Origin of the sequence: Streptomyces bobili, from assembly GCF_002154575.1 — a bacterium.
Taxonomy (GTDB): Bacteria; Actinomycetota; Actinomycetes; order Streptomycetales; family Streptomycetaceae; genus Streptomyces; species Streptomyces bobili.
Genome location: NZ_MUBA01000774.1, coordinates 1 through 791 on the forward strand (window position 1 = coordinate 1; position 791 = coordinate 791).

Consider the following 791-nt stretch of genomic DNA (forward strand, 5'->3'; position numbering starts at 1 on the left):
GGGCGGGCTAGTCGAGCCCGCCCAGCACGTTCTGGTCCCAGTCGATCACCGAACCGGTGACCACGCCGGACCGGTCGGACAGCAGGAACACCACGAAGTCGGCGATCTCGTCCGGCTGGCCGAGCTTGCCCATCGGCAGCCGGGCCGCCGCCTGCTCCAGCCAGTCGTCCCCGGCGCCGTGGAAGGCCCGCTGGGTCGCGTCCTCGCCCTCGGTCGCCGTCCAGCCGATGTTCAGGCCGTTGATGCGGACCCGGTCGTGGCGGTGGGCGTGCGCCGCGTTGCGGGTCAGGCCGACCAGGCCGGCCTTGGCGGCGACGTACGGGGCGAGGAACGGCTGCCCGCCGTGCGCCGACGAGGTGATGATGTTGACGACCGTGCCCGGCGCGCCCCGGCCGACCATGTCCGCGACGGCGGCCTGCATGGCGAAGAACGGCGCCTTCAGGTTGATCGCGATGTGCTGGTCGAACAGCTCGGGCGTGGTGTCCAGCAGCGTGCCCCGCGAGGTCAGCCCCGCGGAGTTCACCAGGCAGTCCACCCGGCCGTACGCCTCGACCGTGCGGGCCACGGCGGCCTTCGCCTGTGCCGCGTCCGCGAGGTCCGCCCGGACGAACATCGCCTTGCCGCCGGCCGCGGCCAGCTCCGTGACCAGCGCTTCGCCCGGTTCCGGTCGGCGGCCCGTGACGGCCACGACCGCGCCCTCGCGGACGGCGGCCCGCGCGATGGCCGCGCCCACGCCCTGGCTGCCGCCGTTGACGAGGACGACCTTGTCGGCGAGGAGCCCCGTGGAGGGC

General features: G+C 74.6%; 1 protein-coding gene. It reads right to left on the reverse strand.

What is annotated here, in order from left to right:
- Positions 1–7: 7 nt before the first annotated feature.
- A partial coding sequence (locus BZL64_RS37480) for an SDR family oxidoreductase (RefSeq protein WP_244205788.1) occupies positions 8–791 on the reverse strand: 784 nt, incomplete at its 5' end.